The sequence below is a fragment of the Sinomonas atrocyanea genome (assembly GCF_030812675.1).
In the GTDB taxonomy this organism is placed as follows: Bacteria; Actinomycetota; Actinomycetes; order Actinomycetales; family Micrococcaceae; genus Sinomonas; species Sinomonas atrocyanea_B.
The window spans coordinates 13,012-35,658 of sequence record NZ_JAUSTE010000021.1 but is presented as its reverse complement, the minus strand read 5'-3'; the positions used below and the strand labels follow the sequence as shown (position 1 = coordinate 35,658).

Sequence of the window (22,647 nt, the reverse complement as noted above, 5' to 3'; positions counted from 1 at the left end):
TCCCCGGTGGCCGGGTTGAACACCGGCTGCGTCCGCTCGCCGACGCCCTGGGTCTCCTCACCATTGAGGAAGTGCGGAATGGTCTTGACAGTCATCTCATGTGCTCCTGTTGGGGTACTTCTCAGCGTTGAGGGGTCTCTGGCGGACCGTTGAGGGGTCTCTGGCCGACTGTTGAGGGGTCAGCCGAGGAAGGGCCGCTGGCGCGACTTGTGGTCGGTGTAGGTCTGGAAGGCCTGCTGGGTGGATTCCAGCTCGGAGGCGCCGGAGACGGGCACGTCCCACCACGACTCCGAGCTGGGGGCGTCGATGAGCGGGTCCGACTCGATGTGGATCACGATCGGGCCGCTGCCCTCCGGGGCGGCCTTGGCCTTGCCGATCGCGGCCTCGAGGTCGGCGATGGCGTTGGGGCCGGGCTCGATGCGGTACACCGTGACGCCGAGGCTCTCGGCGTTCGTGGCGAGGTCGATCGGGAGCTTCTCGCCGTCGTCGAACGTGTGGTGCGCCCGGTCCAGGGTGCGGTACTTCGTGCCGAAGCGCTGCGAACCGAGCTGCTCGGACAGCGCGCCGATCGAGGCGTAGCCGTGGTTCTGGATGAGCACCGTGATGAGCTTGATGCCCTCCGCGACGGCGGTGACGAGCTCGGTGTGCATCATCAGGTAGGAGCCGTCCCCGACCATGACGACGACGTCCCTGTTCTCCTCGCCCTTCGCCGTCCCGTCGAGGGCTGCGCGCTTGACGCCGAGGCCGCCGGGGATCTCGTAGCCCATGCAGGAGTAGGCGTACTCGACGTGGTAGCCGAAGGGGTCGCGGATGCGCCACATCTTGTGCAGATCGCCCGGGAGGGACCCGGCGGCGCAGATCACGACGTCGCGCGGGTCCATCGCACGGTTGACCGCGCCGATGATGGCGTTCTGGGAGACGAGGGGCTGGTGGTCCTGGGCGAACGCGGCGTCCACCGTGTCGTCCCAGCGGGCCTTCTCGTCGGCGACCACGCGCTCGAGCTCGCCGCCGACGCGGTAGCCGCCCACCGCCGTCGTGAGCGCGGCGAGCGCCTTGCGCGCGTCGGCGACGATCGGCAGCGACGTGCCGTGCTTGTAGGCGTCGATCGGGGCGACGTTGATGTTCACGAACTGCACGCCCGGGTCCTGGAACGCGGTGCGCGAGGCGGTGGTGAAGTCCTCGTAGCGGGTGCCGATGCCGATCACGAGGTCGGCGTCGCGCACGAGCGCGTTCGCCGCCGTCGTACCGGTCGAACCGACTGCGCCGAGGGCCTGCGGGTGGTCCCACGCGAGGGAGCCGACGCCGGCCTGGGTCCAGCCGACCGGGATGCCGGTGGCCTCGGCGAACGCGCGCAGCTGCTCGGTGGCGAAGGCGTACAGCACGCCGCCGCCCGCGATCACCACCGGGCGCTTCGCGGCGCGGATGCGGCGGGCGGCCTCGGCGATGTCCTCGGCCTCGGGCTCGGGGCGGCGGATGCGCCACTCGCGCTCGGCGAGGAACTCCTCCGGGACCTCGAAGACCTCGGCCTGGACGTCCTGCGGCAGGGCGATCGTCACGGCACCGGTCTCGGCGGGGTCCGTCAGGACGCGCAGGCCGTGCAGGAGCGCGGAGAAGAGCTGCTCGGGCCGGGCAACCCGGTCGAAGTACTTCGAGAGCGGGCGGAACGCGTCGTTGACCGTGATGTCGTAGCCGTGCGGCTGCTCGAGCTGCTGCAGGACGGGGTCCGCGGCGCGGGTCGCGAACGTGTCCGAGGGCAGGAGGAGGGCCGGGAGGCGGTTGGCCGTGGCGAGGGCCGCGCCGGTGAGCAGGTTGGACGAGCCCGGGCCGATCGAGGTCGAGATCGCGAAGGTCTGGCGGCGCCGGGTGTGGCGGGCGTAGCCGACGGCCTGGTGGGCCTGGGCCTGCTCGTTGCGGCCCTGGTAGTACGGCATGAGGACCGGGTCGGCGACCTGCCACTGCTTGAGCGCCTGCCCCACCCCGGCCACGTTGCCGTGGCCGAAGATCCCGAACATGCCGGGGATGAGCCGCTCGCGGTAGGCGCCGCCGCCCGGGCCGCCCACCGAGTCGACCGTGTACTGGCGGCCCAGGAACTCGACGACCGCCTGGGCGACGGTCATCCTGCGGGTAGTGCTCACTGGGAAGCCTCCTTCGGCTTGATCTCTTCGGTGTGCAGCAGCGAGGCCGCGGCTGCGACGGCACCGGCCACGTCGCCGTCGGCCGGGTAGAGCAGGGTCCGGCCCACGGTCAGGCCCTGCACGCCCGGCAGCGCGAGCGCGCGGCCCCACGAGGCGAAGACCTCGTCCTGGTGCCCGGCCGGGTCCCCGCCTAGGAGCACGGTAGGCATCGTGGTGGCGGCCATGACGCGCTCCATCTCGGCCACGACGGGCAGCTTCATCCACGTGTACGCGCTCGTGGAGCCGAGGCCCTCGGCGATGGCGACCGACTTGACGACGGCCTCCGCGGAGAGGTCGTTCTTGACCTCGCCGTCCACCCAGGCCGAGAGGAAGGGCTCGACCATCGCGATGAGTCCGCGGGCGGCGAGCGCGTCGATCGCCTTCGCGGTGTTCTCGAGGATCGAGGCGGTGGCCGGGTCGCCGAGCGCGATGCGGGTGAGCATCTTGCCGCCGTCAGCACCCAGCGCGGCGAGGGCCTCGGCCGTGTGGCCGGTGAAGCGGTCGTCGAGCTCGTTGACGAACCCGGCGAGGCCGCCGCGGTTCATCGACCCGAAGACGAGCTTGCCCTCGAGCGCCCCCAGGAGCAGGAGGTCGTCCATGATGTCCGGGCTCGCGAGCACGCCGTCCACCGCCGGGTCGGCCAGGGCGACCTGGAGCCGGTCGAGCAGCTCCCGCCGGTCGGCCATGGCCTCGGGCCGGCCCTGCGCGGCCAGGGCCCCGCGGGCAGGGTGGTCGGCGGCCACGATGAAGTTCTGCTTCCCGAGCACCGGGCCGGGGTGGCGGCGGCGGGCCTTGGCCGCCCGGGCGACTGCCTGCGGGTCCTCGAGGCGGATCTTGGTGAGGTGCTCGTAGCGGCGGGGGTCGTCGTCGTGCGCGTCCCGCAGCGGTGCAGCGGCGGCGTTCGTCTCGGTCGTGGCGCTCACTGGGCCACCGCCTCGGGCACGAGCCGGCCTCGTTCGGCCAGCAGCGAGGTGACCTCGGCCGGCGTCGGCATCGCGTCGGCGCACGAGAGCCGGGAGGCGACGATCGCGCCGGCGGCGTTGGCGTAGTCGAGGACCTGGGCCAGCGGCCACCCGGCCAGCAGGCCGTGGCAGAACGCCCCGCCGAACGAGTCGCCGGCGCCGAGGCCGTTGAGGGTCTCGACGGGGACGGGGGCGGAGACCACCCGCTCGGAGCGGGTCTTGGCCATGACCCCTTCGGGGCCGAGCTTGACGACGGCGATCTCCACGCCCGCGGCGAGGAGGCGGTCGGCCTGCTCGTCCGGCGTGCCGTGGCCGACGGCGACCGCGCACTCCTCCTCGTTGCCGATTGCGACCGTGACGTGCGGCAGGACGCGGACGACCTGCTCGCGGGCGGCGTCCTCGGAATCCCAGAACATGGGGCGGTAGTCGAGGTCGAGGACCGTGAACTGGCCCTCGGCGAGCCCGGCGCGGGGGCGGGCCTCGTGGGCGGCGACGTGCGCCGAGCGGCTGGGCTCCTGGCACAGGCCTGTCACGGTGGACCAGAAGATCCGCGCGTCCCGGATCGCATCGAGGTCGAGCTCCTCGGTGCGGATCTGCAGGTCCGGTGCCGTGGGGAAGCGGCCGTAGAAGTAGAGCGGGAACTGGTGCGTGGCCGGCATGATCGCGCAGAACGTCGCGGGGGTCTGCAGCCCCGCGACTGGGGTGACGAACCGGTCGTCCACGCCGAACTTGGCCAGCTCGCGGTGCAGGTAGCTGCCAAACGGGTCGTCGCCGGTGCGGGTCACGACGGCGGTGGCGCGGCCGTGGCGCGCGGCGGCGACGGCGACGTTCGACGGCGAGCCGCCCAGGTACTTGCCGAAGCTCGTCACGTCCGCCAGGCCGACGCCGATGTCGTTGGGGTAGATGTCGACGCTGATGCGCCCCATCGTGAGAAGGTCGTAGGTCACTTCGCGGTGCCTTTCCTCGTGCGCCCGGTGGCCCGGGCCGGCTTCGCTGCCTGTGGCGTCGGCCACAGGTCCAACTCTGCTACAGATTTAATGTCCTGTCAAAGGTTTGTACTGACAACTTGCCATGTCAGCCGGCGGCGGTCACCGGGTGGGCACCGCCAGCTCGCCGGTGACGTACTGCGCGCGGCCGAACCCGAAGGACCAGTCCCCCGCGGTGTTCTCGACGTAGCCGATGAAGACGTCCTCGCCTGCCACGCCGGCGTCGGCGAGATTGCGGGCCACGGCGGCGAAGAGGGCCCCCTTGGCCTCCTGGCCGCGCCCTCCCTGCGTGAAGACCTGGATCATCACCACGCCGCCCGAGCGCTCGAATCCGAGGCCCGCATCCTGCGCGACAATCTGGCCCGGGGCATGCTCGGTGACGATGTGGAAGTAGTCGCGTTCGGGGATCCGGTATTCGGCGAGGATGGCCTCATGGATGGCCCGGCTGATGCGGGCAAGCTGCTCGGGGGTGCGGCCGGCGGCGACGTCGATGCGGACGAGGGGCATGGAGGCGGATCCTTCACTCTGGTACTTTGTCCTGACAAATCAACCCTACCCCTCCGGCGCCGTGGCGGCAACACTTTGTCCTTACAAACTTTCCTCCGTGGGAACTTTGTCAGGTCAAGGGCGTCACATGCGGCGGACCCCGGGCCCGCCCGTGAGAAGGTGAGAGGGCTCCCTCCCCTGCCGAAAGGATCCCCGTGACCCGCCGGATCAGCCGCACCGCGGCGCTGGCACTGATCGCCGTCGGCCTCATGTCCCTCAACTCCCGGGCCCCCGTCGTCGCCCTCGGCCCGGTGCTGGGCGACATCCAGCGGGACACGGGCCTGAGCGCCGCCGTCGTCGGCCTCCTCGCCTCGATCCCGGTGCTGTGCTTCGGGCTCGTGACCCCGGCCGCCGCCTGGCTCATGGGCAGGATCGGCATCAACCACGCGGTCCTGTACTTCTTCGGCGGCCTGGCCGCCGGCGTCGCGATCCGCTCCTTCGGCGGCGCGCCGGGGGCGCTGATCGGCACCGTGGTGATCGGTGTGGCGATGACGATCGTCAATGTGGCCACGCCGCTGCTCGTGGGGCGCGACTTCCCCCTCCGCGCCGGGCTCATGACGGGTGTCACGACCGCGGCCGTGAACGTGGGCACCACGCTCGCCTCCGCGCTGACCGCCCCGCTCGCCGCGGCGATCGGCTGGCAGGGCTCGCTCGTGTCCTGGCTCGGCCTCACGGCGATCGCCGCGGGCGCATGGTTCTTCGTCTTCCCGCCGGGCAAGGACGGCCCCCGCTGGTCGGACGCCGACTTCCCGGGCCGGCTCGCCCGGGAGGCGGTGCGTCGCCGGGCGGAGCTCAAGGCCGCGCAGGCGCTGCCGGGAACCGAGACGGGCCCCCTGCCGATCGTCCCGCAGCCCGGGGTCAGCCGGGCCAACCGGCGCATGATGTGGCTGTTCACGCTCACGTTCGCGCTGCACAACGTGGGCTACTACGCCATGACCCTGTGGCTGCCCAGCTACCTCGTCCAGACCCAGGGGATGACGCCCTCCGAGGCGGGCCTCGGCGCGAGCCTCCTGCAGGTGTTCGCGATCGCGGGGCCCCTCCTCGTCCCGGCCCTGGCCCACCTGTTCGGGTGGGGGCCGATGCGCCTGTTCGCCCTCGTGGCCGCGTGCTGGGTCGTGCTCCCCGCGGGGCTCCTCGTGGCGCCGGGCGTGTGGATCCTGTGGGCGGTGCTGGGCGGGATCGCCCAGGGCGGCACGTTCACGGTCGTGTTCACGGTGGTGATCAACCGGGCCCGCTCGCTCGACGAGAACCGGCGGATGACGGCGCTCATCCAGTCGGTCGGCTACGCCGTCGCCTCGACCGGCCCGATCATCATGGGCGGGCTCCACGAGGCGGCCGGCAACTGGCAGGCCCCCCTCGCCCTGGTCCTGGGCGCGCTCGTGGTGATGGCCGCCTCGGGCTTCCTCGCCATCCGCTCCCATGGGCCGGCGCCGCAGCGGGCCTGACTTGCGCACGACGCCGCCACTCCCCTCCGGTCGCCGGCGCGCCTAGCATCGTGGCTGGGGAGGGACCCTGTACGGAAGGAGACGGCCCATGCTGCCGCCATCAGTCCAGGCGTTCATCGACGCCGAGATCGCGGCGAGCACCGCCGACTTCTCGGACCTGCGCGCCGTGTACCTCAACGGCACGCTCAAGCGCAGCCCGGAGCAGAGCCACACCGACGGCCTGATCGCCGTGAGCAGGCATGTCCTCGAGGGCGTGGGCGCCCGCGTGGACGAGATCCGGGCCGTGGACCACGACATCCCGCCCGGCGTCTACCCGGACATGCGCGGGCACGGGTGGGAGACCGACGCGTTCCCGGACCTGTACCGCTCGCTCATCGAGCCCGCGGACATCGTGGTCCTCGCGACCCCGACGTGGCTGGGCGACCAGTCCTCGGTGACGCGGAAGGTGGTCGAGCGGCTCTACGGGTACTCGGGCGAGGCCAACGAGCGCGGCCAGTGGGCGTACTACGGGAAGGTCGGCGGCGTGATCGTCACCGGCAACGAGGACGGCGGCAAGCACTGCGCCGCGCAGCTGCTGTACGCCCTCAGCCACATCGGCTTCACCATCCCGCCCCAGGCGGACGCGTACTGGAACGGCGAGGCAGGCCCCGGACCGTCCTACCTGGACGACAACCGGGGCGCCCGCAACCACTGGACCACGCGCAATGCGGTCTTCGCCGCGTGGAACATGCTCCACACGGCGCGGCGGATCAGGGATGCCGGCGGGATCCCCGCGCACGGCAACGTCGTCGCGAACTGGGACCTCTCCAACCCCGACCACCCCAACCCCGAATACCGCGGATAGCCCGGGAGCCCGGGCAGGCGCACACTGAGGGGGTGAGCGCTGCAGGCGGCCGGGACGTGCACACTGCGGCGGTGTTCGTGGCGGCGGTGGTCGTCACGGGCGGCAACGCCGTCGCGATCCGCTACAGCAACCGCGAGCTCGACCCGCTGTTCGGCGCCGCGGCGCGCTTCGCGGTCGCGGCCCTCGTCTTCGCCGCCGTCGCCGCCGCCGGCCGCCGGGCCTGGCCGCGGGGAAGGGCCCTGGCCGGGGCGCTGCTGTACGGGCTGCTCAACTTCGGCCTGGCCTACGGCTTCATCTACGAGGCCCTCCGCGAGGTGCACGCGGGGCTCGCGCAGATCGTGCTCGCCTCCGTGCCGCTGGCCACGCTGCTGATCGCCGCCGGCGCCGGGGTCGAGGCGTTCAGCTGGCGCCGGTTCGCGGGAACGCTCGTGGCCGTCGCCGGCATCGCCGTGGTCAGCGGGGCGGGCACGACGGCGTTCTCCGCCTCCTCACTCCTGGGCATCGCCTGCATGGCCGCAGCAGCAGTCTCCATCGGCGCCGGCGCCGTGGTCGTCAAGGTCTTCCCGCCGGTCCCGGGCGCCCCGCTCAACGCGGTCGGGATGGCGGTGGGCGCGGTGGCCCTGGCCGTGGCCTCGCCCCTGGCCGGCGAGCGCTGGAGGGTGCCGGTGCGCGGGGAGACGTTCGCGGCGTTCGGCTTCCTCGTCGTCTCGACGCTCATCCTCTTCGCGGCGTTCCTGTACGTGCTGCGGCGCTGGAGCGCCTCGGCGACCTCCTACCAGTTCCTGTTCGTGCCCATCCCGGCGGTCATCGTCTCCTCGCTGCTCGATTCCGAGGCGCTCACCCCTGCTCTCTTCCTCGGCGGCCTGCTCGTGCTCGCGGGCAGCTACCTGGGCCTGCGGGCCGGACGCAGCGGCGCGCGCAGAGCCGGCCGCACGGCAGAAGGCCACCTCCCGGGGGACGCCGCCGCGAGGACGGACGCCCCCGGAAGATGACCTTCGCGGGGCGCTGCGGCTACCGCAGCACCACGGTGCGGCTGCCGTTGAGGATCACGCGACCCTCGCAGTGCCAGCGCACCGCGTTGGAGAGCGCCTTGCACTCGGCGTCCCGGCCCACCGCCACGAGGTCCTCGGGCGCGTGGGTGTGGTCCACCTCGATGACCTGCTGGGCGATGATCGGCCCCTCGTCGAGCTCGGCGTTGACGTAGTGGGCCGTGGCCCCCACGGTCTTGACCCCGCGCTCCCACGCCTGGTGGTAGGGCTTGGCGCCCTTGAACGAGGGCAGGAACGAGTGGTGGATGTTGATCACCCGGCCCGACATCTTCGTGGCCAGCTGGTCGGAGAGGACCTGCATGTAGCGGGCGAGCACGACGAGCTCCACCGCGTACGCGTCCACGAGCGCCAGGAGCTTGGCCTCCGCCTCGGGCTTGGTCTCCTGGGTCACCGGGATGTGGTGGTAGGGGATGCCGTGCCACTCCACGAGCCCGCGGTGGTCCTCGTGGTTGGAGACGACCGCCACGATGTCGATCGGCAGCTCGCCCACCCGCGCCCGGAAGAGCAGGTCGTTGAGGCAGTGGCCGAACTTGGAGACCATGAGCAGCACGCGCGTCCGCTCGCCCGCCGGGCGCAGCTTCCACTCCATGCCGAACCGCGCCGCCACCGGTGCGAATTCGGTGCGGAGGCGATCGCCGTCGTCATCCGTGCCCTGGGGCGCACCCTCCGCGCCGACTTCCGCGGCAGGCGCCTCGAAGTGCACCCGCATGTAGAAGTGCCCGCCGCGGCGGTCCCCGAACTGCTTGATGTCCACGATGTCGCACCCGCGCTCGGCGAGGAACCCGGAGACCGCGTACACGATCCCGGGTCCCTCGGCGCAGTCGAGCGTCAGGACGTACTCGCGCGCCTGGCCCGCCATCGGCTACCGCACCTCCGGAGCCGCGAATTCGCGCATCGCGTCGATGAGCCAGCGGCCAACGTGGTCGGCGAAGGACGCGCGCGGCAGGACCCGGTACGTCTCCTCTCCCGTCTTCCACACGAGGACGGGCACGTGGTCCAGGATCGTCGCGATGGCCGTGCCGGCGGCGAAGTGCCGCGGGTGCAGGTCGAAGGAGACGCCCTTCTCGAGCACCGCGCGGGCGCTGGGCCCGGTGAGCTCGAACGTGGTCCGGTTGGCGGAGAGGTCGACGACGGCGCCCGGGGTCCGCGCGCCGGCCTCGCCGAGCGCCGTGCCCAGGCGGGCCGCCTCGGCGGGCCCGCGGTCCTCGGTGGCGGAGCTCGGGGCCTCGTCGGCCACGGCGAGGAACTCGTCGGGTCCGATCCACAGGAGGGTGTAGCCGCCGCCCGCGGAGGTCTTCCCGTGCCCTGCGGGCAGCGAGGTGCCGAGCGCGGACTCGAGGGCGGCGGCCCCCGCCGACCCGGGCACGGCGCGCAGGCCGAGCTGGGTCAGGAACGGGACCTCGCGGACGGCCACGGCGCGGTCTCCCGCAACGGCCGCCGCGGCGAACGCACCGGAGAGGTGGGCCGCGGGGCTGCGGCGCAGGGCCGGTGCTCCGGCGGTGCTCGGGGCGGCAGTCACTTCAGCAATCGTCTCAGCCATCACGGCGCTTCCCTTCGGGGTCAAAGAGGACGGTTTCACCGACCAGGACGTCAACGACCCGGTCCCCGGCGACGGCGGTGAGCGTCTCGCCGATGCGGTTGCGGCCGTTCTTGATGAGTGCGAGGGCGAAGGACCGCCCCAGCGCCGCCGAGTGGTAGCTCGACGTGACGTGGCCCTGCATGGGCACGGGCCCGTAGGCGGGGTTGAGGGCGATGCCCTGCTCCACCACCTGGGTGCCCTCCGGGAGGCGGAAGGCCGGGTCGACGGGCAGCAGGGACACGAGGTGCTTGCGGTCCACGCGGGCCGTGTCGAGCCGCGAGTAGGAGCGCTTGCCCACGAAGTCCTTGGCCTTGGAGACGATCCACTCCATGCCGGCGTCCTGAGGGGTCACGGTGCCGTCGGTGTCCTGGCCGACGATCGGGTAGCCCTTCTCGGCGCGCAGCACGTGCATGGTCTCGGTGCCGTACGGGGTGATGTCGAACTCGGCGCCGGCCTCGGCCACGTCCTCCCAGACCTGCAGGCCGTACCAGGCGGCGACGTTGATCTCGTAGGCGAGCTCGCCCGAGAACGAGATGCGGCACACACGGGCCGGGATGCCCGAGGCCAGGACGGTGTCGCGCCAGGCCATGAACGGGAAGGCGTCGTTGTCGACGTCGAGCTCCGGGGCCACCTTGGCGATGACCGCGCGGGACTTCGGGCCGACCACGGCGACCGTGGTCCACTGCTCGGTCACGGACGAGAAGTTCACGTCCAGCTCGGGCCACTCGGTCTGGTGCCACTCCTCGAGCCAGTCCAGGACCTTCGCGGCGCCGCCGGTGGTGGTGGTCATGAAGTAGCGGTCCTGGTCGAGCCGGAGGGTCACGCCGTCGTCGAAGATCATCCCGTCCGGGCCGCACATGACGCCGTAGCGGCCCATGCCCGGGGCGAGCTTCTTGAACGCGTTGGTGTAGATCCGGTTGAGGAACTCGCCGGAGTCGGCACCCCAGATCTCGATCTTGCCTAGGGTGGTGGCGTCCATGAAGCCCACGGACTCGCGCACGGCGGCGCACTCGCGCAGCACCGCCTCGTCCATGGTCTCCTCGCCCTGGGGGAAGTACCACGGGCGCAGCCACTGGCCGACGAACTCGAACTTCGCGCCGTGCTCCACGTGCCACGGGTGGATCGAGGTGATCCGCTCGGGGTCGAACAGTTCCCCGCGCTTGCGGCCGGCCACCGCCGCGAAGGCGACGGGGGCGTACGGGGCGCGGAACGTCGTCGTGCCGATCTGCCCGATGCCGGGGGCGTCGCCGTCCCCCTTGAGCGCGGCGGCAATGACGCCGATCGCGTTCACGCCCGAGGTCTTGCCCTGGTCGTTGGCGGTGGAGATCGAGGTGTAGCGCTTGACGTGCTCGACCGAGCGCATGCCGGCCCCGGTCGCGCGGAGGACGTCGTGGACCGTCTGGTCGCGCTGGAAGTCCACGAAGTGGGTGTTCCAGTCGGCCGGGCCGCCGCTCTCGCCCGGCACGAGCCAGAGCTGGCGGGTCGGGGCCGAGGCGACGGCCGGGTGGGAGGACACGGCGGTGGCGTGCTGGCCGGCCTCGGTGATGAAGCCCGCGTTGAAGGCCGCGACGGCGCCGGCGTGGGCGCCCTCGGAGACCACGTCCGCCGTGGCGTAGGAGCCGCGGGCCGAGCCCACGACCTGCTGTGCCTCGACCGTGCCGGCCGGGATGAAGCCGGCGAGGTCCTCGTCCCAGCGCAGCTTGCCCTGGCGCTGGCTGAACAGGTGCACCACGGGGCTCCAGCCGCCCGAGACGGCCAGGAGGTCCGCCTCGATCCGCTCGGCCTCGCCGGTCAGCTCCACCGTTCCGTCGCCTGCGGCAGTGAGGCCGCGGACGACGACGGCGCCCAGCCGGGTGCCGGTGCCGGCCTCGGTGCCGCTCACCGCGGACCCTGCGAGGACGCGGATGCCGGCGGCCTCGGCCGCGCGGGCGGCCTCGGTCTTCTCGGCGCGGGCGTCGACGACGGCGCCGACGGGAACGCCCGCGGCGGCCAGGTCGAGGGCCGTGGCGTAGGCGGAGTCGTTGGTCGTGAAGACCACCGCCGAGGACCCCGGACGCACCCCGTAGCGGTTGAGGTAGGTGCGGGCGGCCGAGGCGAGCATGATGCCCGGGCGGTCGTTGTCCGCGAACACGATCGGGCGCTCGTGGGCGCCCGTCGCGAGGACCACCTGGGCGGCACGGATGTGCCACAGCCGCTGGCGCGAGACGCCCTGGGCGCCCAGCTCGCGGGCCGCCTCGGTGCCGAGGTGGTCGGTGCGGGACTCGAGGGCCACGACGTAGTTCGAGTCGTAGGAGCCGAACGCGTTCGTGCGGGTCAGCACGGTGACCTCGTCCGCCGCGGCGAGCTCGGCGGCAGCCGCCGCGACCCACTCGGGCGCGGGGACGCCGTCGACCGTCTCCGCCGGGGCGGAGAGGAGGGAGCCGCCCAGCTCGGGCTGGTCGTCGATGAGGATCACGCGGGCGCCGGTCCGGGCCGCCTCGCGGGCCGCGGCGAGGCCGGAGGGGCCGCCGCCGATGACGAGGACGTCGGTGTGGACGTGCTTCTTGTCGTAGAGGGCTTCGTCCTTGCGCGGGTCCAGCTTGCCGAGACCGGAGAGGTACTCGGCGGCCAGGCCGTCGGTGAGCTCCACGATGGGGGCCGGGAGCATCGACTCGTCGATGCCGCCGGCGCCGCGCTGGAGGACCTTGAGCAGGGCGTTGGGCTCCTCGACGCCGGCGGCGAGGATGCCGCGGGGACGGCCCAGGTACAGGGACGGGGCGGTCTCGATGACGCCGTTGGCGAGCAGGGCCGAGGCGACGGTGTCGCCGGCGAAGCCCGTGTACTCGGTCCCGTCCACGGTGAACTTCAGGGCCTTCTCGCGGTCGATCCGCGCGCCCTGCGCCTTCTCGGCGGGGAGACGGTGGCTCTGGGATGCGGGGCTCACTTCTGGCCTCCATTCGTGGCTGCTGCGGTGGTCGTCGCTGGTGCGGCGCCGGTGTAGATGCTCTTGAATTCGTAGGTGACCGTGTCGCGGACGGCGTTGAACCACTTCCGGCACCCGGCGGAGTGCACCCAGCGCTCGGCGAAGGCTCCCTTCGGGTTCTCCCGGTAGAACAGGTACCGCGACCACTCGGCGTCGGTCAGCTCGGCGGGGTTCTCGGGGTAGGCGATGTGGGCCTGGCCGCCGTAGTGGAACTCGGTCTCGTCCCGCGGCCCACAGTTCGGGCAGGTGATGAGCAGCATGCTCGTGCTCCTTTCGGGTGCGTCAGTGGGCGACGGCTGCGGCGCCGTGCTCGTCGATGAGGGCGCCGGTCTCGAAGCGCTCGAGGGCGAAGGGCAGGTTGAGGGCGTGCGGCTCGCCGGTGGCGATCGTGTGGGCCATGGTCCAGCCGGCGCCGGGGGTGCCCTTGAAGCCGCCGGTGCCCCAGCCGCAGTTGACGTACATGTTCTCGACCGGGGCCTTGCCCACGATCGGGGACGCGTCGAGGGTGACGTCCACGATGCCGCCCCACGTGCGCAGCAGGTGCGCCCGGGCGAAGATCGGGAACAGCTCGACGGCCGCGGCCATCTGCTCCTCGATGACGTGGAACGCGCCGCGCTGGCCGTACCCGTTGTACGAGTCGATACCGGCGCCCATGACGAGCTCGCCCTTGTGCGCCTGCGAGACGTAGACGTGGACGTGGTTGGACATGACCACCGTGGGGTGGACCTTCTCGTGGAGCTCGGAGACGAGCGCCTGGAGCGGGTGGGACTGGATCGGCAGGTCGAAGCCGGCGAGCTTGGCCAGGACGCTCGAGTGGCCCGCGGCGCAGAGCGCGACCTTGCCGGTGTTGATCGTGCCGCGGTTCGTCTTCACGCCGACCACGCGGTTGCCGTCCTTGACGAAGCCGGTGACCTCGCAGTTCTGGATGATGTCGACGCCGAGCTCGTCCGCCTTGCGGGCGAACGCCCAGGCCACGTGGTCATGCTTGGCGATGCCCGCGCGGGGCTGGTAGGTCGCGCCGAGGACCGGGTAGCGGATGTCCTCGCTGGTGTTGATGATCGGGCAGAGCTCCTTGACCTGGTCCGCGTCCAGCCACTCGGCGTCCACGCCGTTGAGCTTGTTCGCGCCCACGCGGCGGACCGACTCGCGCACGTCCTGGAGCGTGTGGGCGAGGTTCATGACGCCGCGCTGGCTGAACAGGAAGTCGTACTCGAGTTCGTCGGGCAGGGCCTCCCACAGCTTGAGGGAGTGCTCGTAGATCGCCGCGGACTCGTCCCAGAGGTAGTTCGAGCGGATGATCGTGGTGTTGCGGGCCATGTTCCCGCCGGCGAGCCAGCCGCGCTCGAGGACCGCGATGTTGGTCATGCCGTGGTGGGCCGCGAGGTAGTAGGCGGTGGCGAGGCCGTGGCCGCCACCGCCGACGATCACGGCGTCGTAGGAGGGCTTCGGGTCCGGGTTGCGCCAGAGGAAGTCCGGGTGTTCGGGCAGGAGGTCCGCCATCACTGGGCTCCGTTCTCGGTGGAGGCCCCGGACTCGGCCGGGGTCAGGTTCGGGTAGAGGGGGTGCTTGTCGGCCAGGACGGCGACGCGGGAGCGCAGCGAGGCGGCGAGCTCGTCGTCGAACTCGGGCGCCAGGGCGGCCGCGATGATGTCGGCGACCTCGGTGAACTCCGCGGCGCCGAAGCCGCGGGTCGCGAGGGCCGGGGTGCCGATCCGCAGGCCCGAGGACACCATCGGCGGGCGCGGGTCGAACGGGACGGCATTGCGGTTGACCGTGATGCCGATGCGGTGGAGGCGGTCCTCGCCCTGCTGGCCGTCGAGCTCGGAGTGGCGCAGGTCCACGAGGACCAGGTGGACGTCGGTGCCGCCGTTGACGACGCCGATCCCCGCCTCGGCGAGGTCGGGCTGGGTGAGCCGGTCGGCGAGGATGCGGGCACCCTCGAGGGTGCGGCGCTGCCGGTCGGCGAACTCCTCGGTCGCGGCGAACTTGAAGGCGACGGCCTTGCCGGCGATCACGTGCTCGAGCGGGCCGCCCTGCTGGCCCGGGAACACGGCCGAGTTGACCTTCTTGGCCAGTGTGGGGTCATTGGTGAGGATGATGCCGCCGCGCGGGCCGCCGAGGGTCTTGTGGGTCGTCGTGGTGGTGACGTGCGCGTGCGGGACCGGGTTCGGGTGCAGGCCCGTGGCGACGAGGCCGGCGAAGTGGCTCATGTCCACGAGCAGGAACGCGCCAACCTTGTCCGCGATGCGGCGGAACTCGGCGAAGTCCAGCTGGCGGCTGTAGGCGGACCAGCCGGCGATCATGAGCTGCGGCCGGTGCTCCTCGGCGAGGCGCTCGACCTGTGCCATGTCGATCCGGTGGTCCTTCTCGGACACCTGGTACGGGACCACCTTGTAGAGCTTGCCGGAGAAGTTGATCTTCATCCCGTGCGTGAGGTGGCCGCCGTGGGCGAGGTCGAGGCCCATGATCGTGTCGCCGGGCTGGATGAGCGCGTGCATCGCGGCGGCGTTGGCCTGGGCGCCCGAGTGCGGCTGGACGTTGGCGAACTCGGCGCCGAAGAGGGCCTTGGCCCGGTCGATGGCGAGCTGCTCGATGACGTCCACGTGCTCGCAGCCACCGTAGTAGCGCCTGCCCGGGTAGCCCTCCGCGTACTTGTTCGTCAGCACGGAGCCCTGGGCCTCCATGACTGCCGTGGGCGCGAAGTTCTCGCTCGCGATCATCTCGAGCGTTCCCTGCTGCCGGCGGAGCTCGGCGGCGATGGCCTCGGCCACCTCGGGATCGGCCTGGGCCAGTGGGAGATCGAGAAGGTTCTCCATCATGCCTCCTTCGGTCTGACGTCGACGTTGATATCTGACTAATAATCAACTGATATATTAGTTCTGAGATCGATAGTATGGTTGAGATCACACAGAGTCAAGCAGTCCCGGAAGGAGGCGGAAGGTGACGGTCACAGCACTGGAGGACGCGGCGTCGGCGGTGTCGCTGGCGGAGCAGGCGTACCTGACTCTCCGCGACCGGCTGATCATGCTCGAGATCAAGCCCGGCGCGCCCATCAACGACACGGCGCTCGCCGCGGAGCTCGGCGTGGGGCGCACCCCCGTGCGCGAGGCGCTCAAGCGGCTCGAGGTGGACCACCTGGTGGTGTCCTACCCAAGGCGCGGCACGTTCGCGACCGCCGTCGACATCACCGAGCTGGCCGACGTCTCGGAGATCCGCGAGCAGCTCGAGCCGCTCGCGGCCCGGCGCGCGGCGCGGGACGCCTCGGCCTCCATGCGGCAGCGGCTGCGCGAGACCGCCGACGCGATCGAAGCGCTGCGCGAGCCGATCGACCAGCGCGAGCTCATGCGCTACGACATCACGGTCCACCGGCTCATCTATGCCGCGGCCGGCAACCCGCACCTCACGGACGCGCTCATCCGCTACGACAACCTCGCCACCCGCATCTGGTGCCTGGTCCTGGACAAAGTCCCCTCGGTGGCCGGGCACATCCACGAGCACGCCCAGCTGCTGCGCGCGATCGCCGACGGCGATGTCGAGACCGCCGGGCGCATGGCGCTCGAGCACGTCACGAGCTTCGAGGCGACGATCCGCACCGTGCTCTGACCCTCTCCCACCCCGCCCCGCTCCTCCCCCGTTTCGGGTACGCATCCCGCGCCCCTTCTCCGGTTCCGGGTACGCGGGGGGCCGGGTCAGGCCTCCGCGGCGCGCTTCGCCCCGTACCCGAGGCGCGCCGAGACGCCGGCGGCCGCCTCTATCACCGCCGCGGCGAGCTCGGCCGCAACCTCGCCCTGCACGCGCGTGCGGGGAGCGGACGCCGTCACGCATCCGGCCATGCGCCCCCGGTAATCCCACACGGGCGCCGAGACACCGAATTCCTCGGGTGTCGTCGCGCCGTCATTGACAGCCACGCCCGCCTTCTCCACCGCGGCGAGCTCTGCCGCCGCCGCAGCGTCGCTGTCGAAGGGCGCGCCCACCAGCACGGCGCCCGAGCCGACCAGTTCGCGCACAGCGCCCTCGGCCAGACCCGCGAGGAACACCCGCACCGACGACGAGGCGAACTTGTTGTACCGGGTCCCGATCGACGCGGTGTGCTTGACCTGGTGTGGGCTCGGAACCTGCTCGACGACAACAGCCTCCTGGCCGTTCCACACCGCGAGCGCGCTCGTCTCCCCCGTCCGCTCGGTGAGGTCCTCGAGGTAGGGAAGCGCCGCCCGCCGGACATCGAGGTCGGCCAGGAGCGGTCCGGAGAGGGCGAGCAGACCGAGCCCGAGCCGGTACCTCCCGGTGGCCTCGTCGCGCTGCACGTAGCCGGCATCGGCGAGCCCGGTGAGGATCCGCGAGACGGTGCTCTTGTGCAGACCGACCTTCTGGGCGATCTCCGTGACCCCGAGCACGGGCTTCTCGATAGAGAACGCCTCGAGCACGCCGAGGCCGTTGAGAAGGGACGCCGCCGCCCCCTGGGGTGCGTCATCACTGGTGCGCGGTCGTCCTGCCACGGTCCACTCCTCTTCCGGCCGGATGCGTGGCTCTCATCTTAGAGTCCTGTGTCATGTCGGCGTGACCTCTTGTGCGGTGCTGTGCAAGCAACTACTTTGGGAGCACAGCAACAGCATATGTGATTCAGCTCACGTGCGAAACGTCTTACCTGTTCGAAACCAAGGTTGCTCACCGCCCAACTAGCTTGATGGGAAAGCAACAAAATCCCGTTTCCGCCAGCCCCAGGGCGGAGCGATCGAAAGGAAAGCCACATGAAGCGTATCGGCGTCGACGTCGGCGGCACATTCACCGACCTCTACTTCTCCGACGATGAAGCCGGGAGAGCTGTCATCGAGAAGGTGCCCTCCACTCCGCACGATCCGTCTGATGCCGTCATCGAGGGCCTCCAGCGGCTCGTCGCGAAGGCCGGCACCGACCTCGCCGAGATCGACCAGCTCGTGCACGGCACCACGGTGGCGACGAACATCGCCCTGACGCACACCGGCGCCGAGGTGGGCATGATCACCACGGAGGGCTTCCGGGACATCCTGCACATCGCGCGGCACAAGAAGCCGCACAACTTCTCGCTGCAGCAGGACATGCCGTGGCAGACCAAGCCCCTCATCAAGCGCCGTCATCGTCTCACCGTCAGAGAGCGCGTCACTGCCCCGAACGGGGATGTCCTCGTCCCTCTGGACACCGACGAGGTCCGCGAGCGCGTCCGCCAGCTCAAGGACGCCGGCGTCGAGGCCATCGCGGTCTGCCTCCTGCACTCCTACCTGAACCCTGCCCACGAGCAGCGGATCGGGGAGATCGTGGCCGAAGAGTTCCCCGAGGCCTACCTCTCCCTCTCGAGCGACATCGTGCCGCTGTACCGGGAGTACGAGCGGTTCTCCACCACCGCGCTCAATGCCTTCGTGGGACCCAAGGTTTCCAAGTACCTCGCCCGGCTCGCCTCCCAGGTCAGGGCGCTCGGCTACCAGCGCGAAGTCCTCCTCATGCAGTCCTCAGGCGGCATGGTCCCGATCAAAGAGGCCGCCAAGAGGCCCGTCACACTGATGATGTCCGGGCCGGTGGGCGGCCTGATCGGGGGCATGTGGGCCGGTCGCCAGTCCGGCTTCGAGAACGTCGTCACCTTGGACATCGGAGGGACCTCGGCGGACATCGGGGTCGCCTACCAGGGTGAACTGCGCATGCGCCACCTGCTGGACACCAAGATCGGCGACCACCAGGCGATGGTGCCCATGGTGGACATCGACACCATCGGTGCTGGCGGTGGCTCCATCGCGTATGTCGACGCGGGAGGGGTCTTCCGCGTCGGCCCCCAGTCTGCGGGCGCCGTTCCGGGTCCGGTCTGCTATGGCCGCGGTGGCACGGAGCCGACGTCGACCGACGCCCAGCTCATCCTCGGGCGCATGCGCGCCCGCCGTAGTCTCGCGGGCGGCGACATGAAGCTCGACGTCGACGCCGCCCGGGCCGCAATGGCCAAGGTCGCAGACCGCCTCGACATGAGCATCGAGGAGGCCGCCCTCGGCGCCCTGCAGATCCAGAAGTTCGGCATGACCCAGGCGATCGAGCAGAACTCCGTACGCCGCGGTTACGATCCGCGCGACTTCACCCTGGTCGCGGCGGGCGGTGCCGGTGCCCTGTTCGCGTGCGAGATCGCGGCCGAGCTCGAGGTCCCGAAGGTGCTGATTCCGGCCCACCCCGGCATCATTGCCGCCACGGGCCTGCTGGCCACCGACGAGAAGTACGAGTTCGTCGCCACCCGACGGTTCACGTTCGCCAATGCCGACCCCGCCGCCATCCAGGCCTCCTACGAGGCGCTGGAGCGGGAGGCCAACGCGCAGCTCGACGCCGAGGACGTGCCCGCCGGGCGACGCAAGCTCGTCTGGCTCGCCGACGCACGCTACGAGGGCCAGGGGTACGAGATCCGCTTCGTGGCACCTGAAGGGCCGGTCGACCAGGCCTGGCTGGAGAAGGCCGAGGCCTCCTTCCACGACGCCCACTTCGAGGAGTACGGCCACCGCTTCAAGGACGGCGCCGTGGAAGTCATCAACATCCGCGTCGACGCCAGCGCCGTGATGGACGAGTTGCCCACGCCGGAAACCACCACGTCCGGTTCCCTCGAGGAAGCGCTCGTGGAGACCCGCCCGGTGACGTTCGAGCAGGATGGCAAGCCGGTCACCGTGGACACCGGCTTCTACGACCGCGACAAGATGGGAGTGGGCACCACCTTCGTGGGGCCCGCCATCATCGAGCAGTACGACTCCACCGTTGTTGTCCCCCCGAGATTCTCCGGGACCGTGGACCCGGCCGGCAACCTCGTCATCGAGTGCCCGGCCGCCGCCCAGACCGCCGAGAAGCTCGCCACCCCAATCCTGATGCGCGTGATCGGCGGCGCGCTGAACTCCGCGGCGAAGGAAATGGCCTCGGTGCTGTTCCGCATGGCCTACTCCTCGATCATCCGAGAGTCCGAGGACCTCGGCGCGGGCCTGTTCGACAGGGACGGCAACGTGCTGGCCGAGTCCGACTCCACGCCGATGTTCATGGGCTCCATGCCCAAGATCGTCAAGGGCGTCATCTCGGTCCTCGGCGACGACATCCATGAGGGCGACGTCATCCTTCACAATGACCCCTACCTCGGTGCCACCCATTCCCCGGACGTGGCGATCATCGAGCCGATCTTCCACGACGGCCTGCTCGTGGGCTTCGCCGGCGCCTCTGGCCAGCTGATCGACAACGGCGGCGCCTATTCCGGCCTGATGGTGGACATCCAGGACATCCAGTCCGAGGGCACCATCTTCCGCGCTGTCAAGGTCTACGAGAAGGGCGTGCGACAGGAATCGCTGATCCGCCACATCCTCAACAACACCCGGACGCCCACCTCCAACGAGGGCGACTTCCAGGCGATGATCGCAGCCTGCGAGCTGGCCAAGGCCCGCTATCTCGCCCTCATCGAGCGATACGGCTTCGACGCGGTGCGCGATGCCGGCCAGAGCTGGATCGACTACTCGGAGCGGATGCTGCGCCAGGAGATCGCCAAGATCCCGGACGGCGTCTACGAGACCGAGGTCGGCTATCTGGACGACGACGGCCGCAACTACGGAAAGAAACTTCCGATCGCGGTGAAGGTGATCGTGCAGGGCGACGAGATCACCTACGACCTCACCGGATCCTCAGAACAGGTGCCCACCGCCTACAACTGTGCCTTCGAGGGCACCACGGTCTCCGCGTTCACCTTCATCACGCGGATGATGTTCCTCGACGAGGTCGCGTTCCCGGTCTTCGTGCCGCAGAACGAGGGGATGCTCAAGCCGCTGAAGGTGATCGCCCCGGAGGGCACCATCTTCAACCCGAAGTACCCGGCTGCGACCTTCTCGCGGTTCTCCCAGGTCCAGCGCGCGGTCGACCTTGCCCTCCGGGCCCTCGCCCCGGTCATCCCCGACCGCGTCACCGCTGGCAACTCCGCCCACATCCACTTCATCTCCTACTCGGGATGGGACGAGAAGCAGGGCGAGTACTGGGTGTACCTCGAGGTCAACGAAGGCTCCTACGGCGCCCGCGCCACGAGCGACGGGCCGGACTCCGTGGACAACCTCATCGCCAACACCCGCAACAACCCGATCGAGGAGCTCGAGTGGCGGTTCCCGATGCGGACCGACCGCTACGAGCTGCGGCCCGAGCCGGCGGCCGCCGGTGAGTTCCGCGGAGGAATCGGCATTGTCCGGGAGAACACCTTCCTCACGGACACCGTGATCACCTGCGAGGGCGAACGCCACGAGTCGGACGTGCCGTGGGGCGCGTACGGAGGGCAGGACGGCCTCAACGGCTCGCTCGTGAAGAACCCGGGCCGCCCCGGCGAGGAGTCCTGGCCGTCCAAGGTCACCGGTCGCCAGCTGCTGGCAGGCGACTCCCTCCAGATCACCGTTCCGAGCGGCGGCGGCTTCGGCGACCCGCATCGGCGGGATCCGGAGAAGGTCCTCGAGGACGTCCTCGACGGCTTCACCACCCTCGAGGCCGCCGAGCGCGACTACGGAGTGGTGATCGACCCCGCCAGCATGACGGTCGACGCCACACGCACCGCAGAGCGCCGGTCCCCGGCGACCACCTACGCCACCGTCTAGTTCCGCAACACCCAGCAGTACCGCATTGAATCCAGTCACTGGGGCGGCCGGGGGGACGCACAGCGTCCCACCCGGCCGCCCTTTCCATGCCCATCCACACCTCCGGCTCACCAGCCACCTCACCCCAGGAGTACTCATGGAACCGATGGAAAGCACCCTCGACCCGACCAAGGCGTCAGGGTCGCCCGCCGCGCGCACGACGGCGGCCCCTACCACCGCGGGGCAGCTCACCCCCCGGGACGTCCGCATCGCCACATGGATCTGCTTCTTCGCATGGACGTTCGCCGTGTACGACTTCGTCCTGTTCGGCAACCTGCTGCCGGTCCTCGCCACCGAGGTGGGCTGGGCCCCTGCGCAGTCCACGGCCGTCAACACGTGGGTCACCGCGGGCACGGCGCTCGTGGCGTTCGCCGTCGGCCCCCTGGTGGACCGGATCGGGCGCCGGAAGGGCATCCTTATCTCCGTCGTCGGTGCGGCCATCGCCTCGCTCCTCACCGCCGTGGCGGGCTGGGCCGTGGGCCTCGTGGGCGGGATCGGCGTCGTCCTGCTCATCCTCGTGCGCTCGGCCGCCGGCCTCGGCTACGCCGAGCAGTCCGTCAACGCCGCCTACCTCAACGAGCTCTTCGCCCACGCCTACGCCGATCCGGCCAAGGCACGGCGCCGCGGCCTCATCTACTCCCTCGTCCAGTCCGGCTGGCCCATCGGCTCGGTGCTCGCGGCCGCCTCGATCTACCTCCTGTTCCCTGTGGGCGGCTGGGCGCTGTGCTTCGTCGTCGCGGCATTCCCTGCCGTCTTCATCGTGATCGCGGGGCGCTGGCTCAAGGAGAGCCCGCAGTTCGAGGCGCACCGGCACGCGAACACCAACGGCTCCCCCCTCGCCGAGGCGTTCCGGGGAGAGTCGCTGCGCTCGACCGTGGTGATCGGCCTCTCGTTCCTGCTGAACTGGGTGGGCGTCCTCGTGTTCGCAATCCTCGGAACGTCCCTCCTGAGCGCCCCGGACGGCAAGGACATCCCGTTCACGAACGCCCTTGTGATCCTCGTGGTCTCCAACGCCACCGCCTTCGCCGGCTACGTGTTCCACGGCTGGCTGGGCGACCGGATCGGCCGGCGCAACACGATCGCCATCGGCTGGGTCCTGTGCGGTGCCTCCTTCACGGCGATGCTGCTCGCGCCGTCGGGGAACTTCGGAATCGTCGTCGCGCTCTACAGCGCCGGCCTGTTCTTCCTCATCGGCCCTTTCTCCGCGCTGCTGTTCTTCAACGGCGAGAGCTTCCCCGTACGGACGAGGGCCACCGGCGGCTCGATCATCAACGCCAGCGGTCAGGTCGGGGCAATCATCAGCAGCTTCCTCGTCACGCTCGCCCTGGGCGCCGGCTGGACGTGGAGCACGGCGGCCTTCTGGATCGGCTGTGTGCCCATCTTTGCCTCCGGGCTGCTCATCCTCGCGGCCCGGAACGTCAACCCGCGTACCGTCCGCCAAGACTAGGAAGAGGCCGG

The 22,647-nt window shown here is 70.7% G+C and carries 17 protein-coding genes; 6 read left to right on the top strand and 11 right to left on the bottom strand.

The window, feature by feature from the left end; all coding sequences use genetic code 11:
- Window positions 1-179: 179 nt before the first annotated feature.
- The 4 genes from iolD to J2W20_RS18600 form a co-directional block, all read right to left on the bottom strand.
- Complete coding sequence (iolD, locus tag J2W20_RS18615; RefSeq protein ID WP_307008597.1) at window positions 180-2,117, bottom strand: 3D-(3,5/4)-trihydroxycyclohexane-1,2-dione acylhydrolase (decyclizing); 1,938 nt, start codon at window positions 2,115-2,117, stop codon at window positions 180-182.
- Between the two features lie 14 nt (window positions 2,118-2,131).
- Window positions 2,132-3,097 carry a Cgl0159 family (beta/alpha)8-fold protein gene (locus J2W20_RS18610; protein ID WP_307008595.1) on the bottom strand — a complete coding sequence of 322 codons (966 nt, stop codon included), beginning with the start codon at window positions 3,095-3,097 and terminating at the stop codon, window positions 2,132-2,134.
- Window positions 3,094-4,083 carry a 5-dehydro-2-deoxygluconokinase gene (gene iolC, locus J2W20_RS18605; protein ID WP_307008593.1) on the bottom strand — a complete coding sequence of 330 codons (990 nt, stop codon included), beginning with the start codon at window positions 4,081-4,083 and terminating at the stop codon, window positions 3,094-3,096. The genes J2W20_RS18610 and iolC overlap by 4 nt, the downstream gene beginning before the upstream one ends.
- 141 nt (window positions 4,084-4,224) lie before the next feature.
- The gene (locus tag J2W20_RS18600; RefSeq protein ID WP_307008592.1) at window positions 4,225-4,629 is read right to left on the bottom strand and encodes a tautomerase family protein; all 405 of its coding nucleotides are present in this window, start codon (window positions 4,627-4,629) and stop codon (window positions 4,225-4,227) included.
- A gap of 194 nt (window positions 4,630-4,823) precedes the next feature.
- Here J2W20_RS18600 and J2W20_RS18595 point away from each other — a divergent pair, with 194 nt between their 5' ends.
- From J2W20_RS18595 to J2W20_RS18585, 3 genes are all read left to right on the top strand, one after another.
- Window positions 4,824-6,113 carry an MFS transporter gene (locus tag J2W20_RS18595; RefSeq protein WP_307008590.1) on the top strand — a complete coding sequence of 430 codons (1,290 nt, stop codon included), beginning with the start codon at window positions 4,824-4,826 and terminating at the stop codon, window positions 6,111-6,113.
- An 88-nt stretch (window positions 6,114-6,201) separates the two neighbouring features.
- On the top strand, window positions 6,202-6,957 hold the full coding sequence (locus J2W20_RS18590) for a flavodoxin family protein (protein WP_307008588.1): 756 nt from the start codon (window positions 6,202-6,204) through the stop codon (window positions 6,955-6,957).
- Window positions 6,958-6,989: 32 nt separating this feature from the next.
- Window positions 6,990-7,949: a DMT family transporter gene (locus J2W20_RS18585; RefSeq protein ID WP_307008586.1), complete on the top strand. Its 960-nt coding sequence runs from the start codon at window positions 6,990-6,992 to the stop codon at window positions 7,947-7,949.
- Window positions 7,950-7,968: 19 nt separating this feature from the next.
- On the opposite strand, the gene purU is transcribed toward J2W20_RS18585, so the two are convergent.
- The 6 genes from purU to glyA are packed head-to-tail and all read right to left on the bottom strand — an operon-like array spanning window position 7,969 to window position 15,366.
- Complete coding sequence (purU, locus tag J2W20_RS18580) at window positions 7,969-8,865, bottom strand: formyltetrahydrofolate deformylase (RefSeq protein ID WP_307008585.1); 897 nt, start codon at window positions 8,863-8,865, stop codon at window positions 7,969-7,971.
- 3 nt (window positions 8,866-8,868) lie between these two features.
- Window positions 8,869-9,546, bottom strand: a complete 678-nt coding sequence (locus J2W20_RS18575) for a sarcosine oxidase subunit gamma (RefSeq protein WP_307008583.1) — start codon at window positions 9,544-9,546, stop codon at window positions 8,869-8,871.
- The gene (locus tag J2W20_RS18570; protein WP_307008581.1) at window positions 9,539-12,508 is read right to left on the bottom strand and encodes a 2Fe-2S iron-sulfur cluster-binding protein; all 2,970 of its coding nucleotides are present in this window, start codon (window positions 12,506-12,508) and stop codon (window positions 9,539-9,541) included. The genes J2W20_RS18575 and J2W20_RS18570 overlap by 8 nt, the downstream gene beginning before the upstream one ends.
- Complete coding sequence (locus J2W20_RS18565; protein ID WP_307008578.1) at window positions 12,505-12,807, bottom strand: sarcosine oxidase subunit delta; 303 nt, start codon at window positions 12,805-12,807, stop codon at window positions 12,505-12,507. The genes J2W20_RS18570 and J2W20_RS18565 overlap by 4 nt, the downstream gene beginning before the upstream one ends.
- A gap of 22 nt (window positions 12,808-12,829) precedes the next feature.
- A complete protein-coding gene (locus tag J2W20_RS18560; protein WP_066496360.1) occupies window positions 12,830-14,047 on the bottom strand; it encodes a sarcosine oxidase subunit beta family protein in 1,218 nt (405 codons plus the stop codon).
- Window positions 14,047-15,366, bottom strand: a complete 1,320-nt coding sequence (gene glyA / locus J2W20_RS18555; RefSeq protein ID WP_307008575.1) for a serine hydroxymethyltransferase — start codon at window positions 15,364-15,366, stop codon at window positions 14,047-14,049. The genes J2W20_RS18560 and glyA overlap by 1 nt, the downstream gene beginning before the upstream one ends.
- A gap of 121 nt (window positions 15,367-15,487) precedes the next feature.
- Between glyA and J2W20_RS18550 the strand changes: the two genes are divergently transcribed.
- The gene (locus J2W20_RS18550) at window positions 15,488-16,150 is read left to right on the top strand and encodes a GntR family transcriptional regulator (RefSeq protein ID WP_307008573.1); all 663 of its coding nucleotides are present in this window, start codon (window positions 15,488-15,490) and stop codon (window positions 16,148-16,150) included.
- A gap of 86 nt (window positions 16,151-16,236) precedes the next feature.
- On the opposite strand, the gene J2W20_RS18545 is transcribed toward J2W20_RS18550, so the two are convergent.
- Complete coding sequence (locus J2W20_RS18545) at window positions 16,237-17,043, bottom strand: IclR family transcriptional regulator (protein WP_307008571.1); 807 nt, start codon at window positions 17,041-17,043, stop codon at window positions 16,237-16,239.
- Between the two features lie 252 nt (window positions 17,044-17,295).
- Here J2W20_RS18545 and J2W20_RS18540 point away from each other — a divergent pair, with 252 nt between their 5' ends.
- Both J2W20_RS18540 and J2W20_RS18535 read left to right on the top strand, forming a co-directional pair.
- Window positions 17,296-21,150 (top strand): hydantoinase B/oxoprolinase family protein, encoded by a 3,855-nt coding sequence (locus tag J2W20_RS18540; RefSeq protein WP_307008569.1) that lies wholly within the window; start codon window positions 17,296-17,298, stop codon window positions 21,148-21,150.
- Window positions 21,151-21,286: 136 nt separating this feature from the next.
- Window positions 21,287-22,636: an MFS transporter gene (locus J2W20_RS18535; RefSeq protein ID WP_307008567.1), complete on the top strand. Its 1,350-nt coding sequence runs from the start codon at window positions 21,287-21,289 to the stop codon at window positions 22,634-22,636.
- Window positions 22,637-22,647 lie beyond the last annotated feature (11 nt).

Coding starts and splice junctions, on each gene's coding strand:
- iolD (WP_307008597.1), bottom strand. CDS start 2,117: ATGACCGTCGCCCAGGCGGTCGTCGAGTTCCTGGGCCGCCAGTACACG.
- J2W20_RS18600 (WP_307008592.1), bottom strand. CDS start 4,629: ATGCCCCTCGTCCGCATCGACGTCGCCGCCGGCCGCACCCCCGAGCAG.
- J2W20_RS18590 (WP_307008588.1), top strand. CDS start 6,202: ATGCTGCCGCCATCAGTCCAGGCGTTCATCGACGCCGAGATCGCGGCG.
- purU (WP_307008585.1), bottom strand. CDS start 8,865: ATGGCGGGCCAGGCGCGCGAGTACGTCCTGACGCTCGACTGCGCCGAG.
- J2W20_RS18575 (WP_307008583.1), bottom strand. CDS start 9,546: ATGGCTGAGACGATTGCTGAAGTGACTGCCGCCCCGAGCACCGCCGGA.
- J2W20_RS18565 (WP_307008578.1), bottom strand. CDS start 12,807: ATGCTGCTCATCACCTGCCCGAACTGTGGGCCGCGGGACGAGACCGAG.
- J2W20_RS18560 (WP_066496360.1), bottom strand. CDS start 14,047: ATGGCGGACCTCCTGCCCGAACACCCGGACTTCCTCTGGCGCAACCCG.
- glyA (WP_307008575.1), bottom strand. CDS start 15,366: ATGATGGAGAACCTTCTCGATCTCCCACTGGCCCAGGCCGATCCCGAG.
- J2W20_RS18540 (WP_307008569.1), top strand. CDS start 17,296: ATGAAGCGTATCGGCGTCGACGTCGGCGGCACATTCACCGACCTCTAC.
- J2W20_RS18535 (WP_307008567.1), top strand. CDS start 21,287: ATGGAACCGATGGAAAGCACCCTCGACCCGACCAAGGCGTCAGGGTCG.